Source organism: Streptomyces sp. S4.7, from assembly GCF_010384365.1.
Taxonomy (GTDB): Bacteria; Actinomycetota; Actinomycetes; order Streptomycetales; family Streptomycetaceae; genus Streptomyces.
Genome location: NZ_CP048397.1, coordinates 7,134,501 through 7,151,478, shown reverse-complemented (window position 1 = coordinate 7,151,478; position 16,978 = coordinate 7,134,501). Strand labels below are relative to the sequence as shown.

19 protein-coding genes and 1 pseudogene are annotated in these 16,978 nt (G+C 69.6%); 12 read left to right on the top strand and 8 right to left on the bottom strand.

All coding sequences use genetic code 11. The annotated features are described in order from the left end of the window. Positions 1-79 precede the first annotated feature (79 nt). The 4 genes from SSPS47_RS31440 to SSPS47_RS31425 all read left to right on the top strand — a co-directional run bounded on the left by SSPS47_RS31440 (position 80) and on the right by SSPS47_RS31425 (position 4,006). Entirely contained in the window at positions 80-517 is a 438-nt protein-coding gene (locus SSPS47_RS31440) for a VOC family protein (RefSeq protein ID WP_164253865.1), read from the top strand. A gap of 73 nt (positions 518-590) precedes the next feature. Next, positions 591-1,037, top strand: a complete 447-nt coding sequence (locus SSPS47_RS31435; RefSeq protein ID WP_164253864.1) for a nitroreductase family deazaflavin-dependent oxidoreductase — start codon at positions 591-593, stop codon at positions 1,035-1,037. 454 nt (positions 1,038-1,491) lie between these two features. Beyond that, the gene (locus tag SSPS47_RS31430; protein ID WP_164253863.1) at positions 1,492-2,736 is read left to right on the top strand and encodes an aromatic ring-hydroxylating dioxygenase subunit alpha; all 1,245 of its coding nucleotides are present in this window, start codon (positions 1,492-1,494) and stop codon (positions 2,734-2,736) included. A gap of 175 nt (positions 2,737-2,911) precedes the next feature. Then, positions 2,912-4,006, top strand: coding sequence for a glycoside hydrolase family 43 protein (locus SSPS47_RS31425; RefSeq protein ID WP_239065363.1), 1,095 nt, complete (start codon positions 2,912-2,914; stop codon positions 4,004-4,006). Positions 4,007-4,171: 165 nt separating this feature from the next. Here the strand turns inward: SSPS47_RS31425 and SSPS47_RS31420 are convergent, their stop codons facing one another. Both SSPS47_RS31420 and SSPS47_RS31415 read right to left on the bottom strand, forming a co-directional pair. Continuing rightward, a complete protein-coding gene (locus tag SSPS47_RS31420; RefSeq protein WP_164253862.1) occupies positions 4,172-5,119 on the bottom strand; it encodes an endo-beta-N-acetylglucosaminidase H in 948 nt (315 codons plus the stop codon). A gap of 233 nt (positions 5,120-5,352) precedes the next feature. Then, positions 5,353-5,799: pseudogene (locus SSPS47_RS31415) on the bottom strand (phosphotransferase); the annotation flags it as partial. Positions 5,800-6,096: 297 nt separating this feature from the next. Between SSPS47_RS31415 and SSPS47_RS31410 the strand changes: the two are divergent. The 3 genes from SSPS47_RS31410 (at position 6,097) to SSPS47_RS31400 (ending at position 9,121) form a co-directional block, all read left to right on the top strand. After that, complete coding sequence (locus SSPS47_RS31410) at positions 6,097-7,320, top strand: Clp protease N-terminal domain-containing protein (protein WP_164253861.1); 1,224 nt, start codon at positions 6,097-6,099, stop codon at positions 7,318-7,320. A 359-nt stretch (positions 7,321-7,679) separates the two neighbouring features. Next, positions 7,680-8,537: an aldo/keto reductase gene (locus tag SSPS47_RS31405; protein WP_164253860.1), complete on the top strand. Its 858-nt coding sequence runs from the start codon at positions 7,680-7,682 to the stop codon at positions 8,535-8,537. A gap of 191 nt (positions 8,538-8,728) precedes the next feature. Continuing rightward, positions 8,729-9,121: a VOC family protein gene (locus SSPS47_RS31400; RefSeq protein WP_164253859.1), complete on the top strand. Its 393-nt coding sequence runs from the start codon at positions 8,729-8,731 to the stop codon at positions 9,119-9,121. Positions 9,122-9,399: 278 nt separating this feature from the next. Here SSPS47_RS31400 and SSPS47_RS31395 read toward each other — a convergent pair whose 3' ends face one another. Then, positions 9,400-10,065 carry an HAD family hydrolase gene (locus SSPS47_RS31395; RefSeq protein WP_164253858.1) on the bottom strand — a complete coding sequence of 222 codons (666 nt, stop codon included), beginning with the start codon at positions 10,063-10,065 and terminating at the stop codon, positions 9,400-9,402. Between the two features lie 158 nt (positions 10,066-10,223). Between SSPS47_RS31395 and SSPS47_RS31390 the strand changes: the two genes are divergently transcribed. Further along, positions 10,224-10,745 (top strand): hypothetical protein, encoded by a 522-nt coding sequence (locus tag SSPS47_RS31390; protein ID WP_239065135.1) that lies wholly within the window; start codon positions 10,224-10,226, stop codon positions 10,743-10,745. Positions 10,746-10,831: 86 nt separating this feature from the next. Further along, positions 10,832-11,062 carry a DUF6480 family protein gene (locus tag SSPS47_RS31385; protein ID WP_164253857.1) on the top strand — a complete coding sequence of 77 codons (231 nt, stop codon included), beginning with the start codon at positions 10,832-10,834 and terminating at the stop codon, positions 11,060-11,062. Positions 11,063-11,186: 124 nt separating this feature from the next. Here the strand turns inward: SSPS47_RS31385 and SSPS47_RS31380 are convergent, their stop codons facing one another. The 3 genes from SSPS47_RS31380 to SSPS47_RS34985 form a co-directional block, all read right to left on the bottom strand. Beyond that, entirely contained in the window at positions 11,187-11,450 is a 264-nt protein-coding gene (locus tag SSPS47_RS31380) for a GlsB/YeaQ/YmgE family stress response membrane protein (RefSeq protein WP_164253856.1), read from the bottom strand. A gap of 148 nt (positions 11,451-11,598) precedes the next feature. Beyond that, a complete protein-coding gene (locus tag SSPS47_RS31375; protein ID WP_239065134.1) occupies positions 11,599-11,970 on the bottom strand; it encodes a hypothetical protein in 372 nt (123 codons plus the stop codon). A 209-nt stretch (positions 11,971-12,179) separates the two neighbouring features. After that, complete coding sequence (locus SSPS47_RS34985) at positions 12,180-12,584, bottom strand: ATP-binding protein (protein WP_239065133.1); 405 nt, start codon at positions 12,582-12,584, stop codon at positions 12,180-12,182. 384 nt (positions 12,585-12,968) lie between these two features. Between SSPS47_RS34985 and SSPS47_RS31365 the strand changes: the two genes are divergently transcribed. The 3 genes from SSPS47_RS31365 to SSPS47_RS31355 all read left to right on the top strand — a co-directional run bounded on the left by SSPS47_RS31365 (position 12,969) and on the right by SSPS47_RS31355 (position 14,984). Beyond that, positions 12,969-13,835: a helix-turn-helix transcriptional regulator gene (locus tag SSPS47_RS31365; RefSeq protein ID WP_164253854.1), complete on the top strand. Its 867-nt coding sequence runs from the start codon at positions 12,969-12,971 to the stop codon at positions 13,833-13,835. Next, entirely contained in the window at positions 13,832-14,083 is a 252-nt protein-coding gene (locus SSPS47_RS31360) for a DUF397 domain-containing protein (RefSeq protein ID WP_147874900.1), read from the top strand. The genes SSPS47_RS31365 and SSPS47_RS31360 overlap by 4 nt, the downstream gene beginning before the upstream one ends. A gap of 82 nt (positions 14,084-14,165) precedes the next feature. Then, positions 14,166-14,984 (top strand): SAM-dependent methyltransferase, encoded by an 819-nt coding sequence (locus SSPS47_RS31355; protein WP_164253853.1) that lies wholly within the window; start codon positions 14,166-14,168, stop codon positions 14,982-14,984. Positions 14,985-15,058: 74 nt separating this feature from the next. On the opposite strand, the gene SSPS47_RS31350 is transcribed toward SSPS47_RS31355, so the two are convergent. Then, positions 15,059-16,291: a glutaminase gene (locus tag SSPS47_RS31350; protein WP_164253852.1), complete on the bottom strand. Its 1,233-nt coding sequence runs from the start codon at positions 16,289-16,291 to the stop codon at positions 15,059-15,061. A gap of 262 nt (positions 16,292-16,553) precedes the next feature. After that, complete coding sequence (locus SSPS47_RS31345) at positions 16,554-16,844, bottom strand: hypothetical protein (protein WP_239065132.1); 291 nt, start codon at positions 16,842-16,844, stop codon at positions 16,554-16,556. Positions 16,845-16,978: the final 134 nt, after the last annotated feature.

The following is a 16,978-nucleotide window of genomic DNA, read 5'->3' as shown; positions in this document are numbered from 1 at the left end:
ACTGTTGTGTCGAGAACATCGCGCCGACTCCGTCCCAGGAGCACGAGCGGCCACGACGGGCCGCCTGGCACAGGAGGAAATGACGATCTACCGGATGGATCACGTCGGCTTCGTGGTGGAGGGTCTCGCGGCCGCCGTCGCGTTCTTCGTCGAACTGGGCCTGGAACTGGAGGGCGAGGCAGCGGTCGAGGGTGAGTGGGTGGACCAGTTGGTCGGGCTGGACGGAGTCCGGGCGGACCTCGCCTTCGTGCGTACCCCGGACGGCCACAGCCGGGTCGAACTGTCGACGTTCCACGCGCCGGCGGCGACCGGCGTGGCGCCGAGGGCGCCGGTGAACACCCCGGGCATCCCCCGCATCACGTTCGCCGTCGACGACGTCGACGACGTCCTGCACCGCCTGCGCGCCCACGGCGCCGAACTCGTGGGCGAGGTCGCGCAGTACGCGAACTTCTACCGGTACTGCTACGTCCGCGGCCCCGAGGGCGTCGTCATCGGACTCGTCGAGAAGCTCGACTGAGACCGATCGCCCATCAGCACGTACCCATCCCGGAATTCCCTTGGAAGACCGTTGAAAGAAAGGACCGCCCGTCATGGCTGTCGCCGATGACCTCGACCACGCCACCGACTCCCAGTGGGACTGGGTCGCGGAGCAGACTCGTACGTATCTGGCCTCCGGTGGCACCGAGGGACACGAGTCGAACGGCGTCTACACGCTCATCCTCGCCACGACCGGCCGCCGGAGCGGCATCGCGCGCCGTACGTGCCTGCTCTACGGCACCGCGGGCGACGACTTCGTCGTTGTCGCCTCCAAGGGCGGCGCCGACGAGGATCCGGCGTGGTTCAAGAACCTCCGGTCGGACCCGAGCGTCGGAGTGCAGGTCGGCGGCCGGCGGTTCACCGCTCGCGCCCGGGTCGCGTCCCCGGCCGAACGTGAGTCCCTCTGGCTCCGGATGGCGGGCATCTTCCCGCTGTACGACGAGTACGCGCAGAAGACGGACCGCGAGATCCCGATCGTCCTGCTCACCCCGCAGGAGTGACCCCGCCCGCCACTGCGAACGCCTGTTGCCGGGTCGCCCGGCGGAGCGTCCCAAGGGGCGCCGTCGCGGGATCCCGGTTCCACGAGGCCCCGGTCCCGGTGTGTCACGCGCGTCGGCAGCCGGACGGCGGGCGGTGGTGGGCCGCCTCGGGACCGCCCGCGACGTACGGGCCGGGGCTGGTGGAGCGTGTCCGCGCGCTCGCGCCGTCCGGTGCGGACGCGGTGTTCGGGACGTCCCCGGGCCCTGCCGGCCCGCCCGCGAATCCTCGTGGCGGGCCGTTCCCGCTCGCCGATGTCGCTCCACCGGATGCGTAAAAGGTGCTGTTCCCACCGGACGCCCGTTGTATGGGACAGGCTGCCCGAGATCGCCGGTCCCGCGTTGTCCGCGATCGTGTCGCGGTCCGGACCGGAGCTGGGCCCATCACTGGAACGAGCCGCGGGCGAGGGAGAATCGCATGACCGAGACGCAGTCCGCACAGGACGGGACCGGCGGCCCCCGAATCGCGAACGAGCGGCACGTCGCTCCCTCCCCCGCCCCCGCCGTGGCCGACCTCCGCCGTACCGGAATCAATCCCGACTTCTGGTATCCGGTCTCCGTGTCCGGGAGCGTACGGAAGAACAGCACCTTCGCCGCCACCTTCGCGGGTGAGCGGATCGCGCTGTACCGGGGTGGGAGCGGCGCGGTCTACGCCCTGGAGGACCGGTGTGCTCACCGTCAGGTACCGCTGAGCATGGGTGTCGTGGAAGGTGAGTCCCTGCGGTGCTGCTACCACGCCTGGGCTTACCGGGGCAACGGCCGTATCTCGCAGATCCCGTATCTCCCCAAGGGGGTGGACCGGCCGCCGCGGGGCGTGCGCGCCTACCCGGTCCGCGAGGCGTACGGACTGGTCTTCGTGTTCCCCGGTGACCCGGAGAAGGCCGCCGAGACACCACTTCCCGACCTGCCCGCCTTCGCCTCGTCCGAGCACAGGACGATGACGTTCTCGCGCACGGTGCAGTGCCACTACTCGTTCATGCACGAGAACCTGCTCGACATGAACCACCAGTTCCTCCACCGGGGCGTCATCGGCCGGATCCGCCCGGAACTGCTCGGCTACGACACCGGTCCGCACTCCGTGGAAGCCCGGTACCTGTTCACTCCCGCCGGCGGAAAGAAGGACCGCGGTGCGGGTCTGCTCTCCGCCGAAGGCATCGGCGGCGGCGAGTCGCCGGACGTCATCACCATCCGTACGGAGTATCCGTACCAGACCCTTCAGGCACTCCCCGAGAAGGCCGAACTCCCCGCGTTCTCGCTGTGGGTGGCGTACGTACCGGAGGACGCCGAGCAGCGCACCAATCACGTCTACGGTCTGCTCATGATCCGGAAGCCGTCCGTCCCCGGCGCGCTCCGGCTCGCCTGGCCATTGATCCGGCGCTTCACCGAGCGGGTTTTCGCGGAGGACCGGAGGGCGGTGGAGTCGGAGCAGCGGGCCTGGGACGAACAGGGCTCGGACTGGAACCAGGAGGTCTTCCCGCTGATCCTCGACGTCCGGAAGGTGCTGCGCTCCAACGGTGTTCCGATCCGGCCGAGAGCGGACCTGTGCGCCGCCTCCACGCTCTGCGGCAACGCCACGCAGACGGGAGGCGCACCGCGCGCCGCGGACGAGAACGGGACCGAGGCCGTCGCCGACGCCGACGCCGACAAGAAGCGGCCGGAGTGAACCGCCGGCTCAGCAGCCGTTGAGGACGGACGACGGAGAGCTGTCGCAAAACAGCTCATCGCACGGCTGTCGGCGGAGGGGCGGGACCGCTCACCCTCTTGACGGCCGCTCACCTGATGGTCAGCAGGTGAGAGCGCTCTCTGTCGTGGACATGATCAGTAGGAACCTGATGCCCCTGTCCCCCACCCGATGGCTCGCCAACATCGTCTCCCTCGGACTCGTGGGCACATTCGCCTTCGGGCAAGTGACCACCGCCGAAGCCGTCACCGCGGTGACGGACGACCAGCCGTCCACGCTCGGCCGCCCGCTCGTCGGCGGCGCCGACCCCAGCGTCATCAAGGTCGGCGACCTCTACGTCTCCGCCAAGTCCGTGGACGGCGGCATCGCGGTGCGCTCGGCGTCCACCATGGAGGGCGTCGCCACCGCGCCCAAGCACCAGGTGTGGCGGGACACCGCCAGCCTCGGCGAGGTCTGGGCCCCCGAGATCGTGCACCACGACGGTCAGTACCGCATCTACTTCGCCGCCGGCACCGGCGCGGCCCACCGGACCTACCACATCAGCTCGGCCAGCCCGGACACCGGCTACTCCGCCGCCACCAAGGTCGCCCTGCCCGACGACAAATGGGCCATCGACGGGGTGCCGTTCACCTTCGGCGGCCAGCGCTGGTTCGTATGGTCGGGCTGGGCCGGTGACACCAACATCGAGCAGAACCTGTACATCGCCCGGATGAACAGCCCCACCACGACGACGGGCGGCCGTTACGTCGTATCGCAGCCGCGCGAGCCGTGGGAACGGGTCGTGGGCAACCCGTACATCAACGAGGCACCACAGCCGATCGTCGACCCCGGCGGACAACTGCACGTCGTGTACTCGGCGAACGGCAGCTGGAGCAACCAGTACTGCATCGCCGACCTTCGGCTGAGAGCGGGGGGCGATCCGACGTACGTGTGGGACTGGTACAAGAGCAACGGCTGCCTGTTCGGCTCGCACGCCTCGACCATGATGGCGGGCTGGGACCCCACGCTGAACGTCGACGGCCCCGGCCACCACACGTTCGTCCTGCCGCGCGGCGACGCCGCCGCCGGCCCGCCTTCCGGCAACCGGTTCCCGACCATGTTCCACGCGGTCGCCAAGGGCACGCCGTACTCATGGGCCAACCGCTACTGGTACAGCGGCACGGCCGTCTGGTGGGGCAACACCACATACCGCAGGGCCAACGTCCCCGGCGCCAACACCAACGTCGGGTTCGGCCTCAAGTTCTTCGAGTGAGCACCGTCGGCACGCCGCGCCCCTGACCGCCGTGCCTGTTGACTGCCACGCCCGTTGACCGCCCCGGCATCGGACGTCCGGCACCGACCGCGCCCCTGATATCGTTGTCGGGGGCGCGGTTCGCACGGTCACGGCCCCACGCGAGCCGGGGCGTCCGGTCGCGCCCTACGGTGTGTAGACGGCGTCACTGCCGTACAGCTGCCTGGTGAACGCGGAGACATCGGCGCTGCGATCGGAGCCGTCGAGGTTGTACGTCAAATAGACGCCGTACCCCTCGCTGACGGTCCGCCGGGCCAGGTCGGCGACCGTGCTCTGGGACGTCCGGCCGATCTCGACGGCCGCCGGCGACAGGTTCGACTTGGGCAGTGCGATGCCGGGGACCTGCCAGGAGCCGTAGTACGGGTTCCAGGCGTAGTCGAACTTGGACGAGAGGTCGACGCCGCCGTAGGAGAGCCGCGACGCGGCCGGGCCGATGTTGTAGAGGCTGATGATCTTGTCCGGCATGTTCGCGCGCAGCGCCGTCACCAGGTGCACGAACGAGCTGTCGTTGGGCTGGCCGGTGCCGTTCTTGCCGTACTCGGCGTACTCGTCGTCGAAGTCGATGCCGTCGAGGCCGTACTGGGCCACGGTGTCCGACAGCTCTTTGGCGAACGCCGAAGCCGCCTGCTGGGTCGGGAAGTTGGCGAAGCCCGCGCCCTGGTGGTTGCCGAGCACCGAGAGGACGACCTTGATGCCCTTCTGCTGCAACGGCCGTATCTGCGTGGCGGCGTTGTCGAGAACACGCTGCACGTTCTCGTTGAAGTGCAGATACGCCGCCCTCGTGCCCGTGTCGTAGTTGATGTTCGCCGCGAAGATCACGGCGACGTCGAAGACGTTGTCGGCGCCGCCGGCGAGGGTGTACTTGCCGACGTTGAGCATGCTGTTGTTGTTCACCTCGACGTACGCCACCGAGGTCGGGCCCTGTTTCGCGGGAGCAGGAGCGGGAGCGGGGGCCGCTGTCGCGCCGGTCGTGGTGGTCGTGGTGGTCGTGGTGGTCGTGCCGAAGGCGAGGGCCGCGACGGCCGAGAGCGCGAGCGCGGCCGTCCGCACTCTGCTCCGTACCAGAGTGAACATCGTTGATCGGTCTCCCATCGCATGGGTCGGCGCCCGGCCTGTTGGAAAGCGCCGAGTGAGCTCTCCAGGTTTCCGCGCCCGTGACCGAATCCCGGGAATCTCGTACGAACTCTCACGACTTTCACGTACGCCCCACCCCAACGCCGCATCCGAGTAGGGGAGTTGGCGCACGGCTGGCCGCTCCCCGTGGCCGATGTGTGGCGACGAAGGCCGACGTGAGCCGGCGTCAGCCGACGAGCGGCCCCGGCCGGGAAGTCCTCGTGCGCGAATTCCTGAAGTGCCCTGAGGAATCGCGCCAGTTGGACGGCGGCGCGGGACGAGTCGGCGAGGGCCTCGGCAGTCGCCACCTCGCCGTCCAGCCAGCGGGAAACCGCCCACGGCCACGGATAGCCGAAGCCGGGCTCACCCACCGCCACCGGTACCGGGACGGCCAGTGGCAGGTGCGGGGCGAGTCTGGGAAGCCACTCGGATTCCTTCATGGCCTGCCCGATGGCTCCCGCATGGCGGGGCAGCCGGACGGACAGGTCCTCGCCGAGCCGGTAGATCACATGGTCCGAGCCCGCCGGGTCGAGCGACTTGAGAGGCAGCCCGGCCCACTGCGGGAACTGCGTGTCGACCAGGCGCCTGGCCAGGACGGCATCGATCGCGGGGCGGGGGTCCGCGGTTCTCCCGGTCGCCAAGAGGAACTCCTGCGGTGGGCCCGCTCCGTGCGGCGGGCGGTCGAAGCCATCACAGTGCTCCACCGACTTGTCTGTCGACCGATTTTCCCGACCGGCAGCCCTGCGATCCCCTGATGAGGCGAGCAGGCGTGGGTCCGCCGGGCTCGGACGCCACGCCGGCACCGGGCAGGTCGGGTCGGGTCGGGTCGGGTCGGGTCGGGTCGGGTCACCGAAGCAAGATCGGTCGGCGGAAGCGGAGGCACAGAGCGCCGGCTTGCGTCCTTCTCAGCAGTACCACCACAAAGAGAGGTAAGCCCGATGGATCAGCGAACGTCCGACCGAAACGCCGGCGCGACCACGGAGTTCGAGCGGGACGTCGTCCAGCTGCTGCTGGAGACGATGAGCAAGGTGGCCAAGGAGGAACGCGCGGACGTCGGTACGGAGAGCCTGCTGAACGCGCTCGTGTCCGGTGACTCGGCCGCGGGTTCCGCGATCGCCCCCGGAATGAGGGCCTCGGGCTCGCTCGCGGGTTCGATCGGGAGCCGGGGGACATCCGTGTGGGTCAGTGACGACGCGGGTGACGGCGTGGCGGGAGCCCCTGACGACGAGCTGGAGATCGACGCCTTGTGGCGGGAGGTCCGGCAGGAGGAGGTCAAGAGGCTGCGCTGGAAGAACCGGAAGAAAAAGGAGGAGGAGCGGGAGGGCATTGAACTCCCGCCGATGACCGGTGCGTTGAGGTCCTGCCTGCGCAAGGCGCTGGAGACCGCACGTCAGGAGGGCACCGTTTCGGTGCGCGTCCGCCATGTGGCGTGCGCACTGGTCGAGTTGCCTGATACGCGCGCCCGTGAGGCCATGGTGGTGCAGAAGTTGGACGTCCCGGCTGCCGCGACCGCGCTCGACGCGTTGCGGGGCAGCGACGAAGCGCCGGAGGCCGGTACGGTGCTGGTGCTGCGCAAGGCGGGGACGTTCGGGAAGAGCGGTAACCCGCTGACCCGGAAGTTCACCGCCTGGGCCTTCGGGGGCGGCACGGGGTTCGGGTCCGCGGTCGTGGGTGTGGTGAGGTCGGAGTCACGACGAGGGGCGGTGCGTCGCGGGGCGTCGGAGATGGAACCCGTCGATGTGCTGCTGGGTATCCTGGCGCTGGACCGGTCGTTGGCTGTCGCCGGGCGTGAGCTCCCCGGCCATTTGACGGGAGCGAACCGGGGAGCGGAGCTCCTGCGCCAATACGGTGCGCGACAGGATGCGGTCGCCCGGGTGCTGCTTCCCTCCACCGGGGTCGCGGAGGAGGCGCCTCCGGAGGTCGACGGCACCGCCGACTTCGACCGGCGTCTCCTGCACGTCACGCAGCTCACCGCGTCCGCCCAGGACTCGCCCACGGTCGGCACGACCCACCTGCTGGCGGCGCTGTTGGACGAGACCGGGACGGACGCCGGGTCCGCGGCGGAGATCGAGCGTGTGCTGACCGAGAGCGGTGTGGACGTAGCCGGGCTGCGGGCGGAGCCGGAGCTCCAGGTCCCGGGAGGATCGGCACGAGCTGCCTGAGGCTGCGGCGGTCCGCCAACACCTGTGGCGGGCAATGCCGTTGAGAACGGCACCCGCACGGAGGAGCGGCGAGCGCCCGACGGAAGCCGTCGGGCGCCATGTCGCGGGTCCTGACCGGCACTTCGCGTACGGCAGGCCCCGAGGTGGTTCGGTGCCGGTCGTAGGACCTGCCGTTCCTGCTGCGGCGGTGGTGGCGCCGCCGGCCGGCTCGGTGGTAATGGAACAAACCCTTCCCGTCGGGGGTCGGGGACCGGTACGCCCGACGACGGGTACGGAACGCTCCGCCGGGCAGGAGCCCGACCTGAGGAGCCTGCCGGGGACCCGGCAGCGCGTGACAACGGCAGGGAGAACCACACACCATGAAGACTCGCCGTATTGGTACCGCCGAGGTCGGCGCGATCGGCCTCGGCGGTATGCCGATGTCGATCGAGGGGCGGCCCGACGAGGCCCGTTCCCTGGCCACCGTCCACGCGGCGCTGGACGCCGGGGTGACGCTGATCGACACGGCGGACGCCTACCACGTGCACGCCGACGAGGTGGGCCACAACGAGTCCCTGATCGCGAAGGCGCTGGCCTCGCACAGCCTGGGCTCCGAGGTCCTGGTCGCCACCAAGGGCGGCCATCGGCGGCCGGGGGACGGCTCCTGGACGGTGGACGGCTCCCCGGAGCACCTCAGGCGCGCCTGTGAGGAGTCGCTCGGCCGGCTCGGGGTGGAGGCGATCGGGCTGTACCAGTTCCACCGCCCGGACCCGGCGGTGCCGTACGAGGAGTCCGTCGGCGCCCTGCGGGACCTGCTCGACGAGGGCAAGATCCAGCGGGCCGGTATCTCCAACGCGAATCCGGAGCAGATCCGCCTGGCCTACGACCTTCTCGGCGGCCGGCTCGCCTCCGTACAGAATCAGTTCTCACCGGCGTTCCGTTCCAGCGAACCGGAGCTGGAGCTGTGCAAGGAGCTGGGGATCGCGTTCCTGCCGTGGAGTCCGTTCGGCGGCATCAAGAACGCCGGTGGACTCGGCTCCACGCACTCCCCGTTCAAGAGCGTCGCCGACACGCACGGAGTGAGCCCACAGCGTGTCTGCCTGGCCTGGCTGCTGGCGAAGTCGCCCACGGTGGTGCCGATTCCGGGCTCCAGCCGTCCGGAGACCGTCACCGACTCGGCCGCTGCCGCCGATCTCGAACTCACCGCCGCCGAGGTGGCGGAGCTGGACGCGGCCTGATGTGCCGTCAGGTTCTGATCAGGTTCATCAGGGTCTGACGCCGGGTCAGTCGGTGGTGGGCATCGCCTGCCCGACAGTGACCCGGGCCGCCGCGGAGCGTTAGGCACGCTGTCGACGCCTGCCCCGCGGCATCAAGACCGCGCGGCGCGCCTTCTCTTGGATCCAGTCATCTCCGGAAGGGGTGCGACCGCGTGGTGCATGTACTGAGCAGCAGGATTCTGCTCCGGCCCACCGATCCGGAGCGCTCACGGGTCTTCTACGGCGAGAGGCTTCGCCTGTCGGTCTACCGGGAGTTCGGCACCGGGCCCGAGCGCGGCACCGTCTATTTCCTCGGCGGCGGCTTCCTCGAGGTCTCGGGCCGCTCCGACACCCCGCCCTCCCCCGGGCTCCAACTCTGGCTGCAGGTCGGGGACGCGCGGGCGACGTACGAGCAGTTCGTATCGCGGGGCGTCGACATCGCGCGTCCGCCCGAAGAGGAGCCCTGGGGACTGATCGAGATGTGGACCGCCGACCCGGACGGTGTGATGATCTGCATCGTCGAAGTGCCCCGGGACCACCCGATGCGCTACCGGCCCGGCATCTGACCACCGACACACGGCGCGGACACGGTGACGTTCTGGGCCACCGTCCCACCGGTCGCTCCGGTGTCGGCAACCCTTAGGGCTCGGTTACCCGCACCGGCACCGGCGGGCTCGGCGGGACCGTCCGCGCCACCGTCCCGACAGTGCCACCCGGCAGCGGCACCCCCACCGGTACGGTCACCTCGCCACCCCGGCGGCTTCGGCGGAGCGTCGCGCGCAATGCGAACGGCAAGGCCCGCGTCACCGGGGCCGCCCGCGTTGTCGTGTGCCGGCGGCGGGACTCAGTCCGTGCGGGCGAAGAGGCTGTCGTCGAGGCGGGCGAGTAGGTCGCCGACGTTCTCGTACACCTCGTCCGCCCCGGCGGCTTCGAGCGCGTCGCGTGGAATGCCGCCGGACAGGACCGCGATGCTCCGTACGCCCGCTCTCGACGCCGCTTGCATGTCCCACACCGCGTCTCCGACGAAGACCGCGTTCTCCGCGGGAACCCCGGCGAGGTCCAGCGCGGCACGCACGGGGTCAGGGGCCGGTTTGCCCCGCCGTACGTCATCCGAACTCGCCGTTCCCGCGATGACATCGTCCGCGTCGATCGCACGGCGCAGGACCGCGAGCTCCGGTCCGGACGCCGACGAGGCGAGGACGTTGGTCCAGCCCTGACCGGCCAGGACCCGCAGCAGGTCGCCGGCGGAGTCGAAAGCCGTCAGCCGGCCGAAGTACGTGCCGTACAGCGTGCTGTGCGCGGCACTGATCCCGCTGTCCCCGTCACGGTCCCGGTCGTCGCCGAGCAGATGGGCGAGGAGGTCGCCCGAGCCGAGCCCGATCGCCCGGTGGATGTCGCACATCGCCACCTCGTGGCCCGCACCACGCAACGCCTGCCACCAGCTCGTGACATGCAGGTAGTTCGTATCCGTCAGGGTTCCGTCCACGTCGAACAGCGCCGCACGTGCCACCGTATGCCTCACTCTCCCGAAACGGGCCAGCCCGGCCCGCCGCCGCCCCGGCCGGGGCGCCCTACTCCTGTGCCCGATCCTGGCCTCCACCATGTCCACTCCGGCACAAGCCGCGCCGACCGCCGCGGAAAAGGGGTCGCTCGGGGCAGGATCACCGTATGAGCGAGATCTTCGACGAAGACGACCACCCGGCGCCCCGGCACCTACGCCCCGAGGGTGTGAGCGACGGCACCATCGAAGCCCTTGGCACGCTGTCGGAAGCGTTGGAGACCGTCGAGCAGGCCAGAGGACATCTGTACGCCTTCCACCAGCTGACCGGTGGTGCTGACCTGACCCTGGGCCGAGCCGTGGAGCAGCTGCGAACGGCGGGCCACGTGCGGCAGGCGGACTTGGTGGAGCGGGAGATGGTGGGGCGCAACGTCATCCCCGGCCACTGGACCTTCCAGATCATCGAGGCGTACAACGCCACCTTCTACCAGCCGCTCACCCAGTTGGAATCGCGGGTGCGGCAGGAACTCGCCGACGGGCGGACACATCTGTACGAGGCGGAGATGAAAGAGGCCCGGCGCACCCGAGGCCATCCCGATCACACTGCCCGGCCCGTACCGCAACCGCCGGAGGACGGTGAACCGGGAGGCGAATCGCACTCGAACGTGACCGGGCCCTTCACCGACAGGTGAACGTCCCGCGCCGCGGACCTTCCCTCCTGACGGAAGCACTGCCGCTTTCACCTGTTAAGTGCATGAATAGTGGGTAATCGTCATGTATGACCGATAACGGCGCCGATCCGGATCCGCGCGTGACAACCGGCCTGGAGGCAGGAGGATCAGTGCCTCCAGGGGAGACCCCACCCGGCGAATCCAGTACCGGCTCGGAGCTCGGCCCGCGAGTCAAGCCCGAGCCCGGCTGGGCAATGGGCCCACTCATCGCCATCGCCACCGTCACCGTGCTGTGCGCGGGGTTCTTCGTGGCGTACGCCGTATATCTCCTGACCTGACACCGCCGCCGTCCGAGCAGTGACCGCGACGGTGGGGGGCCCTTTGCGAGGTCTCCTCCCCGTGTCACGGCTCGCACCCACGCCCCTGGGCGTCTGTCGCCTTCGGCAGGGGCCTTGGCAGGTCTCAGCGGCGTGCCTTGGCACGATCGAGAGCGACGACGCCGACCGCGGCGAGGCCGATCTGAATGAGCCATTCGATCCAGTCGGGACCGTCCGTGTCGCCGACGCCGAGAGCCGACGCGAGAGCCGTACCGATCAGAGCGGCCACGATGCCGACCATGATGGTCCAGAGCACACCGATGCGCTGGCGCCCAGGGACAACGAGCCGCCCCAGGACGCCGATGACGATGCCGATGATGATCGCGGTGATGATGCCTGAGATCTCCACGTCGCTTCTCCTGTCGCATACAAACCCTGTGTGCGGTTCGTCTTCCCGCCGCGCGACAGTTCAGACAACGGGCGCGCCTTTGCGGACTCTCCCGGTCACGAACCTCTGCTCCATGGACCGGCGCCCGGAGTCGATGCCGTACCGGGTCTCACAGCCCCTTTGACGACAGGGGTGCCCAGGTGTACCGGACATGCACGCCCAGGTCGTGGAGCCAGGCGACCTCGCGGTGCCGGAGTTCGTGCGCGGGCTCCGGGGCGATGGTGCTGGGCCAGCGGACGAGTACAGCGGTGACGTGCCCCGTCTGGGCCAGCTCTCTCACCCGCTGCCACCCGCTGCGCCGGGCCGGGTCGGGCTCACCGTACGTATCCGTGACTACTTCGGCGATCGCCAGTCCCCGCTCCTGGGCGTATGCCCGGCCTTCTGTCTGCGCGCGCTGCGTGGCTCCCCCTGGCGCGCCCCGGGCCCGGTCGGCACATACGTACAGCACGACGGGAGGAGCGGCTTCATCGTGGGGAGTCATGGGCGCCTTCTGCAGATGGAATCGAGGAGGAGGGGTCCCACCGCGCGAAAGGAAGTCGGCGGTGCCGTGCGATCGCTGCTGTTGGACGGAGCCACTGGTCCGGTGGGCAGCCAGTCCCTTCCCTGCCCGCCGGGGCTGTCGCTGCCGGACCGACGCCGTGTGCCGGTGTCGCCCGCGGCATCAGCCGTGGGCCGGTGCCGCCCACCGCGTCAGCCGTGGGCCAGCAGCTCCACCCAGACGACCTTGCCTCCGGCCCAGGTCGAGCGCGCGGATCCCCAGCTGTACGAGAGCTGCTGAACGAGCAACAGCCCTCGTCCGCTCTCCTCTCCGGGGCCGGCGCGGGTCTCGGGCGGGCGGACCGGGGTGTCACCCTCGTCGTGGAGTTCGATGCGCAGGCGCCGCTCGTCACCGGTCAGTATGAGGCCGCACAGGACATGACCGCTGCTGGTGTGGAGTACGGCGTTCGTCGTCAGCTCGGAGACCAGCAGCACCGCGTCGCAGCATGTGTCGCCGGGCAGCTTCCACGCACGGAGCCGGTCGCGCACGGTGTCCCTGGCGGATCTCGCACTGGTGGGCAGGGCGGGCAGGCCGAACCAGTACTCCCGGCGCGACACGGTCCCGGCTAAGGAAGGGGTCGAGGCCGGGGCTGAGGGCGAGGACAGAGTCACGGTTGTCGCCTTCCAGCGCCTTCCGGAGGCGGGGCGCGGTGGGGGGTGGGGGGTGGGGGATTGCCGGACGCAACTCGAGCGGTGAAGAGGTGTACGCCGAGACAATCGCCCAGTGGCGGAGGCGGACGACGGCATGACATCACACGCCCTCTCCGGACCGGATCTGCGCGTCACTGCTGTGACTTGACCGCTCACACGTCCACTATGCGCGTGCTGGCGCTCAGGCTGCAACCGACTCCCTGATAATTTCAGCGGTGCCGGTATCACCCTGGCGTCGACATCAAGTCGCTGTCAGAATGGCGCTATTGACGGTTCCTCAGGAGGTTGGGCGTGAGCGAAGCCCGTTCCAGCACCAGCGCACCGACAGTCCTGCGCATGATCCTCGGCCGCCGGCTGCAGGAGAAGCGGCTCGGTGCCGGCGCCTCGCTGGAGGACGCGGCAAAGGCTCTGCGCGTGACCACCCTGACGATCCGCCGGCTGGAGAAGGCCGAGGTCGCCCTGAAGCCTCTCTACGCGGAGAAGCTCCTGGAGACCTTCGGCTCGGACCGCCAGGAGATCGACGAGTTCGTCGACCTGGCCGAGCAGGCCAACAAACCCGGCTGGTGGCACTCCTATCGCGATGCCGTCCCCACCTGGTTCACCGCCTACGTCAGCCTGGAGGCCGGCGCCCGGACCTTACGCACGTACGAACCCCAGTACGTCACCGGTCTTCTTCAGACTCCCGACTACGCGCATGCCGTGCTGCGCGGCGGGTTGCCGAACGGCAGCGAGGAGGAGATAGCACGCCGCGTGGAGCTGCGTCTGCGCCGTCAGAGCCTGCTGGACCGGGAGAACGCCCCCACACTGTGGGTCGTCATGGAGGAAGCCGTCCTGCACCGGGTGGTGGGCGGCCCCCACGTGATGCGAGAGCAGCTTGGCCGACTCCTGGACGTCTCCGAGTTGGCGCACGTCAGCCTCGACATCGTCCCCTTCACCACGGGTGCGCATGTCGGAGCGTGTGCCCCGTTCACATATTTCCGGTTCGAGGAACCCGAACTACCGGACATCGTCTACAGCGAACTCCTGTGCGCCTCGGTCTACCTGGACCAGCGCGCGGACGTCGTCTCCCATCTCGAGGCACATTCCCGCATGGCGCTGCTGACGTCGTCGGCGGACAGCAAAGCGCTCCTGAACCGCATGCGCAAGGAGTACTCATGACGATGACCGACGAGGGCGTCTACAACGGCATGCCGGCACACAGTCTCGGGGAACAGGGCTGGGAACGTCCCTGGAGCGGGCCGAACGGCGGCCAGTGTGTCGAGACGAAACAACTCGCCGATGGCCGCGTGGCCGTACGGCAGTCCGCCGACCCGGCCGGCCCGGCGCTGATCTACACGCCGGAGGAGATCACCGCGTTCGTCCGCGGAGTCAAAGAGGGCTTGGCCGACCACTTGACCGCCGGGTGATCCGACGGTGAGCAGAAGGGACGACGGCACCGTCTCCGTCCCTGGCCTGCGGGCCGACAGACACAGGCATGAAGGGGAGAACATGAGCACCAGGCACGCCGGCCAGGATCTCGACACGAGCAAGGCGCACTCGGCCCGGATGTACGACTACTTCCTCGGCGGCAAGGACCACTTCGAGATAGACAAGGAGGCGGCCCTGGTCGCCGCCCAGGCTCACCCCGGCATCTACATGACCGCGCGCGAGAACCGCGCGTTCATGCACCGGGCCACCCGGGTCCTGGCGCAGGAGTACGGCATCCGCCAGTGGCTCGACATCGGCACGGGCATCCCGACCGAGCCCAACCTGCACCAGATCGCCCAGTCCGTCGCACGCGACGCCCGCGTCGTGTACGCGGACAACGACCCGCTCGTCCTGAAGTACGCCGAACGCCTCATGCGCAGCACGACACAGGGACGCACGGCCTACGTCCAGGCCAGCGTTACCGACCCCGACGCGCTGATGGAAGCCGTGGAGGACGCGGGGGTGCTGGACTTCGACCAGCCCATCGCCCTGTCCCTCAACGCGCTCATGCACTTCATCACCGACCCCCACGACCCGTACGCCATCGTCCGCCGGCTCCTCGACCCACTCCCGGCGGGCAGCGCCCTCGCGATGAACCACTGCACGCCCGACTTCGACCCCGTCACCTGGAACAAGGTCGCGGAGGTCTACACGAAGTCCGGGTCTCCGGTGCAGTTCCGTTCACACGGCGAAGTCCGCCGTTTCTTCGACGGGCTCGACCTGGTCGACCCCGGCATCTGCTGCTGCCACCGCTGGCGTCCGGCCGAGCCCGCCGCGCACGCGGCCGAGATCACGGACGCGCAGATCAGCCTGCTGGCAGGCGTAGGCATCAAACGTTAGCCGGAGCCCGACCGACCGCCATCGGCATCGGCATCGGGCGCTTCTTCTTGCGTAGCCAGAGCGGGGTGGGGCGGTCAGAGGGCATCCGGGTAGCTGCCGTCTCCCAGATCAGGGTCCGGCAGCACGCCCGAGGGGTCCCGGACGGCGACCTCGCGTCCGTCCAGCCGCAGTCGACGCAGACCTTCGAGCGACATGCGACGGCCGAGATCGGAGAAGGAATGCACCCTGGTGACGTCCAGAACCACGTCGGCCGTGCCGTCCGAGTCGGCCATCAGGTCCAAGAGCTCGGAGGCGGCGGTGAGTTGGACGTTGCCCCGCAGGGCGAAGGTGACCGCGCCCCGTGACTCGCTCACGTCGACGGCGTCGAGCCTGCCCTGGTCGGAGGCGAACAGGTGCATCCCCATGTCCCGGGAGAGCCGCTCGAAGGCACGGCGTCCTCTCTGGCTGTTGCCGTGGGAGTCCAGGCGCGGGGAGAAGGTTCCGATTCCCACCCGGTCGGGCAGGACGCCGACGATGCCCCCGGCGACGCCGCTCTTCGCGGGGATGCCCACGCGGGTGAGCCAGTCGCCCGCCGCGTCGTACATCCCGGCCGCGGCCATCACGGCCATGACGTGCTGGGCGACGCCGGGGTCCATCACCCGCTCGCCGGTGACGGGCTGGATACCTCCGGTGGCGAGCGTCGCGGCCATCACGGAGAGGTCCCGCACGCTGACCAGGATGGAGCACTGGCGCGTATATCCCTCTACGACGGAGGGCACGTCCCCGTCGAGAATGCCGTAGGTGCGCAGCATGTAGGCGAGGGCGAGGTTGCGGTGCGCGGAGCCGAGCTCCGAAGCGCACACCCGCTCGTCGACCTGCAGATCCCGGCCCGCGAGGCGGGAGAAGAACGTCACGGCACGGTCGACCCGGTCGTCCTGGCCTGCCTCCGCGCCGGCCAGGAGCGAATGCGCGGTGATGGCTCCGGCGTTGATCATTGGATTCTTGGGCCGGTGGGTGTCCCCTTCGAGGGAGAGCTCGTTGAAGGCCTCGCCGGACGGCTCGACCCCAACGGCGTCCAGGACGCGGTCGAGGCCACGATCGATGATGGCGGCCGCGTAGGCGAACGGCTTGGAGATCGACTGGATGGTGAACTCCGTGTCGGCGTCGCCGGCAGCGTAAGTGCGACCGAGTGTCGTGGTCAGCGCCATGCCGAAACGTTCCGGATCAGCTTCGGCGAGCTCGGGGATGTAGTCGGCGTTGCCGCCGCTGGTGTCGTCACGCAGGCTGTCGAGCACTTCGTCCAGGTAGTCGGGCACGGGAGTCTTCATGAGGCAGGTCCTCCTGTCGCAAGGGGAGAGGCGTCACGGCCCATAGCGCGACGGTGGCGCCGAGTGCGACCGTGCCGAGGCCGCCGAGGCCGCCGAGGCCGTTGAAACAAGACGGGGTCGCGGATCTCGCGGGGCCGCGAGCGAAGTGCACGGCGACGTGAAGCTGCCCGTCGCCGGTCGGCGTGGCTTCGGATGCGCGACGCCGGCCCGCCGTGGGGCGGGGCGTGACGAGCCCTTGACGTTCGATGATGATGGCAGGATCTCATCCTCTCGCCGGCAGCATGAGGAACCGCCGGACCGGGTCCCCGGCCGGGGACGGACGGCGGGTGAACACGAGGTCGCCCTGCGCGGCGATCCGCTGCGGCTCCCACGAGAATCCCGCCAGGCCCGGCACCGCGGCACGGAGCGTGTCCAGACCGCTGGGCATCTGGGGACTGCGCTGCACGTAAGGGTCAGCCCAGTATCGATCGCGCGCGGTGACGTCCTTCTCCTTGAAGAGCTGACGCATGGCGGTAAGCACGATTTCGGTGTTGCGCCGAGCCTGCTCGGTCATGGCGTTCCTTCGATCCTGTTGCCGAGACTCGCCGGGGCCCGCAGCGGCAGCGGATGCCGTACTCGGAGAGCTGCGCTGCGAGGGACATCCGCCGTACGGGAGGCCCCCCTGGCCTCGGCAGGCGGCCATACCGA